The sequence below is a fragment of the Pseudoalteromonas sp. 1181_04 genome, assembly GCF_052850545.1.
Map to the genome: position 1 here is coordinate 1 of NZ_VXCS01000055.1, position 5,640 is coordinate 5,640.

Below are 5,640 nucleotides of genomic sequence, written 5' to 3' on the forward strand. Positions count from 1 at the left end.
GACATGCGTGTACTGCCACTTTTTAATCTTAAAAAACTCGCGCTCCCCATAAGAAAATATAAACTCGTAAACCTAACTATTGACTGCCTTTATAGTTACTGTAACTATAAACATTGCTAATTTGCTGTAGTAAAGGAATTAATTGCATGACAACTGCGCAGGTTGTGATCATTGAAGATGAGAAAGCGATCGCTGATACACTGATCCATACTCTAGAAATAGATGGCTTTGCTGTGCAGTGGTTTGCTACAGCGGGTGAGGGGCTTGAATATATTAAAAACAATATGCCTGCCTTGGTGATTTTGGATGTTGGTTTGCCTGATGCCAATGGTTTTGAGTTGTGCAAACAGATAAGAGAGTTCTCAGCGGTTCCAATTATTTTTCTTACCGCCCGAAATGATGAAATTGATCGTGTTGTGGGATTAGAAATAGGCGCCGATGATTATGTTACTAAGCCATTTAGCCCGCGAGAAGTGCTTGCAAGGGTTAAACTTAGAATTAGACATAGCGAAGCTGCGAGTAAAGTATCCATCTCTTCAGAACAAGCCTCAGGCCTTTATGCCGAAAATTTTGATTATCATTTCCAAAACCAAGCATTGGCTCTCACAGCATTGGAATTTAAATTGCTGGATAAGTTAATTAGCCATCCTCGCCAAGTATTCTCCCGTGAGCAATTATTGTTGTCGGCGCAAAATCACCAAGATGCTATCTATGCTCGTAATGTAGATAGTCACATCAAGGCTATTCGCAATAAATTACGCGCAGTATCGGCTCCGGAATGTATTCATACTAAACGTGGTTTTGGTTATTACTATGAATCTACCTAAGCCAACAAATACGGTATTTGCTCGTCTTAAAAGATGGCCTAAGATCCCGCTTGGACTGAGGCTGTTTTTACTCTACTTTGTATTAGTGATTTTAACCGCTTACTTGGTTAGCTCAACAGTTATGAGAGAGATCAAGCCAACGGTACGCCAAGCGAGTGAAGAAACACTGGTCGATATGGCAAACATGCTGGCTGTAATAGCAAGCAACCCAATGGCGAACGGCGATATTGCACAGAGCGCTTTTGCTAAGCAAATCAACTTTTATGGTTTGCGTGATCCCGATGCTGCGATTTGGGGTGTTGAAAAAAAATCAGTTAATCATCGAGTTTATATAACCGATCAACAAGGGATTGTAGTGCTGGATTCATGGCAGCAGGATGTTGGTAATGATTTCTCTAAATGGAATGACGTTTACCTCACCTTACGTGGTGAGTACGGGGCACGTTCAACTGCATTAGACCCTAATGATCCGCTATCAACAGTAATGCATGTTGCTGCACCAATCATGTATAACGATGAGATAATTGGCAGTGTCACAGTTGCTAAAGCGAACCGTTCTGTACAGCCATTTATTGATATTTCTAGGTATCGGGTATTAACTTGGTTAGCGTTAATGAGTGTACTCGCACTTATCATTGGTGCGTTAATCGCGTGGCGTATAAATACTGCGTTATATAAGCTTGCAGACTATGCTGATAAAATGGGGCGCGGTGAAAAAACCAGTAAACCCACCTTTAGAGTTTTTTATGAATATAGCTTACTCAGTGATGCCCTTGAAAATATGCGTCGTCAGCTTGATGGTAAGCGTTACGTAGAAAACTATGTGCAAACTCTAACGCATGAGTTAAAAAGTCCATTGTCAGCAATCAAAGGAGCCAGTGAAATATTACAAACCCCTACCACGATAGATAAACAACAGTTGTTTGCTCAGAATATTGAAACCGAAGCTACGCGCATGCAGCAATTGATTGATAAGTTGTTAGCTCTAACAAAGCTTGAGCAAATCCCAGAACTTGAACAGCGGCAATTAATTGATTTACCTGCTTTATTAGCGCAGATAAAAGCCTCTTGTATCAGCAGGCTAATGACCAAACAAGTAGAGTTAAGAGTTGTATGCGATAACAAAGTTGCCTTTGTAGGGGATCAATTTTTAATACAGCAAGGCTTGTATAATTTGTTTGAAAACGCGTTGGATTTTGTATGTGAGCAGGGGAAAATCAATATTACGGTCACACAAACCGCAGGAGAGCTTTGTATTAATGTCGAAAATACTGGCCCGAAGATACCTGATTATGCGTTAAAGAGAGTAACCGAACGTTTTTATTCGCTTGCCAGAAGTAATGGACAAAAAAGTACCGGCCTTGGGCTTAACTTTGTAGAACAAGTGGTTAAGTTGCATAAAGGAAAATTAGACATCCATAATACCCCGCAGGGCGTATCCGTTAAGCTGTTTTTACCAACTCCATAAAGACTCCATATAAGCACCATTTAAAATCCACTTTTGTCGATTACTCTAGTTCCTATATTAAATAGGGAGTAAAGATAATAATGAAACAAAAAATTGAAACGAAGTTGGTGATCATCATAGGCCTAATTGTACTGTTATTAGTGCCTATCTTTATGATCCAAAACCTAATTGATGAACGTGCAGAACATCAGCAACAAGTGCAAGCTGATATTGCTAAAAGCAGCAGCGGTGAGCAACAAGTCATTGGGCCGTTTATTCAAGTGCAATTTATAGAAACTCACACCGTGGAAGGCAACACCACTGAACAGTTAAAAACGCTGTTATTGCTACCTGAAACATTAACAATAAACAGTGAATTATCTTCTTTTGAAAAATACCGAGGTATTTATAAGGCGTTACTATATCGCTCCGAGAATCACTTTGCAGGCCAATTTAATACCGAGGCTTTAAATGAATTAGCCGGTAAAAAGATAAAACAGGTGCATATGGTGATGGCGATTAAAGATATTCGCGGTATTGGTCAGGGCAGTACAATGCGCATAAATAACCAAGAATATGCGTTGCAGCCTGGCACTAAGCTGGCGCAATTACCCGAAGGCGTTAATATTGAGCTCGATTTTAGTGCTTTACTTGAGCAACAGACGTTGGATTATCAAATTGATTTAAATCTACAAGGAATGCGTAAACTAGCTATTGCTCCTATCGGCAAAGAAACCATTCTTAGCATGCAAGCCGATTGGCCACATCCAAGTTTCGTTGGCGATTACTTACCTATCGACTCAAGTATTTCAGAGCAAGGCTTTACTGCCAACTGGCAAACAAATTACTTTGCTACCAACTTAAAAGAGCTGTTTCAACATTGCGTTTTTCAAAATCAGTGCGAGCAATTTAAGCAACGTAGCATGGGAGTTAATCTTGTTGATGGTGTTGATCATTATTTAAAAAGCTATCGTGCCAGTAACTACGCAATTTTAGTGCTGATATTGGTATTTGCCAGCTTCTTTTTACTCGAAGTGCTTCGCAGCGAACCTGTTCATCCGGTGCAATATGGCTTTGTCGGTTTAGCATTGGCCGTTTTTTATTTATTGTTGATATCACTTGGTGAGCACCTAGGATTTAACCTTGCTTACTTACTATCAGCATTAGCTTCTTCATTATTACTGAGTATTTATGTGGCCGGAATGTTGAAAAATACTAAGCATGGTGGGTTGTTTCTGATTGCTATTCTGTTTTTATACAGCTTACTTTACGGACTATTAAGCGCAGAAGATTACGCATTGTTGATGGGCAGTTTACTGGTGTTTGCAGTACTGAGTTTGATTATGATGCTGACCCGCACAGTAAATTGGTACCACACTAAATCACAAGTTGATGATTAATCTCTGTTTGCAAAGGGCTGCATGATTGCAGCCCTTTAATTATTCAGGCCTAACACAGTTAGCATTGCATATAGCCGCTGAAGATAGGCTTATTATACAGCGTTCATGTTATTAACTTGCTGATAAAAATACGGTTAGCTTATCGCCTACTTTTAAGCGATCGCTTGAAAGGCTGTTCCATTGTTTTAGCTTAGTGATGCTGACTTTGTAATGGTTGGCTATTTTCCACAAGCTTTCGCCAGATTTAACCTTATGCTCTATTTGCGTATCGGCTAACTGCGGTAGCACTAATTTTTGACCAATACGTATGGTACTATTTTTCAAATTATTAAATGCTTTTAGTTGGCTTAAAGTTACTTTGTAGCGCTTAGCGATCACGCTCAAACTATCGCCACGCTTAACTGTATAATGTTGCCATTGGCTGTAGTCGTTAGAATCTTGATCAGCAATCATAGTCTCAAATTGCTTTTGCTCACTAGCAGGAACGACGAGATGCGGTGCATCAATAATCGCCGGAAAGCGAATGACCCCGTAGTTTAAGGGCTCTAACTGTTGCCATTGGACTTTATTATCTAAAATAACTGAGCCAGAAATGGCTATTTTGGCAATTGCATCTTTATTTGCTATTGCAGGGAACGCCATTTTTTGGCTTTTTAATAATTGTGCCGCAGCAAGTAGTTTAGGTACATACTGACTGGTTTGCTGAGGGAGTTTTAAACTGAAAAAGTCAGTTGGTTTACCTTGCTTTTTATTGTTGCTGATCGCTCTAAGTACACGGCCTTCACCTAAGTTATAGGCTGCTATAGCGTGATACCAATCACCATCAAAGCGCCTGTGTAAATATTCCATAAAATCCAACGCTGCTCGGGTACTGTCTATTACGTCCTGACGTCCGTCATACCAAGAGGATATTTGCACTTTAAAATATTTAGCAATGGCAGGCGTTAATTGCCAAAGTCCAGATGCATGCTTGTGCGAATAGGCACTGGCATCAAAGTCACTTTCAATTAGCGGCATTAATGCTAATTCTATGGGTAAGTTCCGCTTTTCAACCTCTGTGACTATATAATAAAGATAAGGCTCAGCACGGCGACTAATTTCATCCATGTAATTTGGGTGCGATAAATACCATGCAATACGTTGCTGTACATCTGGGTGGCTAGAATTGGCAAATGTAAGCTGCGTTCGGATGCGTTGCCACACATCATCGAGTTTCTGAGGACTTAAGGGAGCTATTTGCTCAATATTTTCGTTTTGTTCTTTAACAACAATATTCGGGTTAGCTTTAATATCAGGTTGTGAAGATGGCTGTTCGGGTGTGGTTTCACAACCGGATAAAATTAACACTAATGGCAAAATGCGGATAAATCGATTTAAAGGCACGTACTAAACTACTCCGAAAATATAAATGCGGTTAACCTAAATCAGGTTAGCTTAACATAGCGTGAGTTAAGAATGACTTGTAGTTGAATTTAACTGTCCCTTAAATTGCTCTTTATAGCGACGTGATAAGTTAAACTCGGTGATTATAAAGTTTCTAATTTAGCTTCTATTTCATGCGATTGAGCGTATAGGTGTTTGGCTGAAGTTAAATTACCTAATTTTTTTTCTATTTCAGCCACCCTCTTTAAGGATATAGTTAGATCTTTAAGCACTGTTAATGTATCCCCCAAATTAGTTTGAAGTTGCCTGTCGAGCTGTAAGCTTTGCGCATACGCGGCTTTGGCAGCGGGTAAATCCCCGAGTTGCTGCTCAATATTACCCACATTATCAAACGAGACAGACAGGTCCCGTAATACTTGTGGTGAGTCACCAAGGCTCGTTTGCAATTGTTGGCAAATTGCTAAGCTTTGCGCATACGCGGCTTTGGCTGCGGGTAAATCCCCGAGTTGCTGTTCAATATTACCCACCTTATTAAACGAGACAGACAGATCCCGTAATACTTGTGGTGAGTCACCAAGGCTTT

General features: G+C 40.0%; 5 protein-coding genes. 3 read left to right on the top strand and 2 right to left on the bottom strand.

Translation table 11 applies throughout. From position 1 onward, the window contains the following. Window positions 1-146: 146 nt before the first annotated feature. The 3 genes from FW757_RS22855 to creD all read left to right on the top strand — a co-directional run bounded on the left by FW757_RS22855 (window position 147) and on the right by creD (window position 3,674). A complete protein-coding gene (locus tag FW757_RS22855) occupies window positions 147-827 on the top strand; it encodes a response regulator (RefSeq protein WP_182740175.1) in 681 nt (226 codons plus the stop codon). After that, on the top strand, window positions 814-2,295 hold the full coding sequence (gene creC, locus FW757_RS22860; protein ID WP_182761667.1) for a two-component system sensor histidine kinase CreC: 1,482 nt from the start codon (window positions 814-816) through the stop codon (window positions 2,293-2,295). The genes FW757_RS22855 and creC overlap by 14 nt, the downstream gene beginning before the upstream one ends. 80 nt (window positions 2,296-2,375) lie before the next feature. Next, a complete protein-coding gene (gene creD, locus FW757_RS22865; RefSeq protein ID WP_182761668.1) occupies window positions 2,376-3,674 on the top strand; it encodes a cell envelope integrity protein CreD in 1,299 nt (432 codons plus the stop codon). Between the two features lie 111 nt (window positions 3,675-3,785). Here the strand turns inward: creD and FW757_RS22870 are convergent, their stop codons facing one another. Beyond that, on the bottom strand, window positions 3,786-5,057 hold the full coding sequence (locus FW757_RS22870; protein ID WP_446441761.1) for a LysM peptidoglycan-binding domain-containing protein: 1,272 nt from the start codon (window positions 5,055-5,057) through the stop codon (window positions 3,786-3,788). Between the two features lie 143 nt (window positions 5,058-5,200). Then, the coding region (locus tag FW757_RS22875) for a tetratricopeptide repeat protein (RefSeq protein WP_446441762.1) at window positions 5,201-5,640 on the bottom strand (440 nt) is incomplete at its 5' end.